At 37.9% G+C, this 715-nt stretch carries 1 protein-coding gene; it reads right to left on the bottom strand.

The genetic code is table 11. The features are described from left to right. Positions 1 to 715, bottom strand: a 715-nt coding sequence (locus EGI22_RS13365; RefSeq protein ID WP_255068963.1) for a hypothetical protein, incomplete at both ends; no start/stop codon positions are given.

Raw genomic sequence — 715 nt, 5'->3', positions numbered from 1 at the left:
TATTGGTGGCAGTTACTACCAAATAAGTACCGATTGGCACATTCACTATGCTATCGCCATAAACCGTTCCTGCATTTGAAGTAATTGTTCCAATATCAGCTTTATATGATACACTGTAGGTTGTTCCCTTGCAAATCGGCTGTCCGACGTAAAGATTCGAGAATTCGCAAGAAGAATCACATGGTTCAGGACTAATAACATCCAAAACAGTTTCGCATCCAGTTCCATTACTGGCTTTTACCGAAAGGTTTGTGCCAGTTGGAATGTTAATGATACGATCACCTGAAATAGTACCAGCACTAGGTGAAATGTTAGGAGTACTGCTATAGAAAGCCACACTGTAAGTAGAACCTTCACATTTGATATTTCCAAGTGTCAATGTCGGTTTAGTGCAAATGACCGTAACTTTAGCGGTGTCGGAGCAAGTATTTAAACTATACACAAAATTATATCCTCCAGCATTGTTCAACCCTGAAACAGTTCCGGAATTATTAATTGAGCTGCTAAATATATTTCCAGTTGATACTGCCCACGTACCACCTAATGGATTTGGGGTTAAAACTGTACTTGAAATTGGCAAATATATTACTTTATCTAAACCAGCATCTGGCTTGATTGGTTGAGTATTTATTATTCCAGAAGCACTTTGAGAAATACATCCCAGAGTATTTTTTACCCAAACCGAATAATTTCCAGCAGCCAGATTATTAAATAT

It is taken from the genome of Lacihabitans sp. LS3-19, assembly GCF_024343575.1.
Classification (GTDB): domain Bacteria; phylum Bacteroidota; class Bacteroidia; order Cytophagales; family Spirosomataceae; genus Leadbetterella.
The sequence above is the reverse complement of the archived record's forward strand: the minus strand, read 5'-3'. Positions and strand labels throughout refer to the sequence as shown.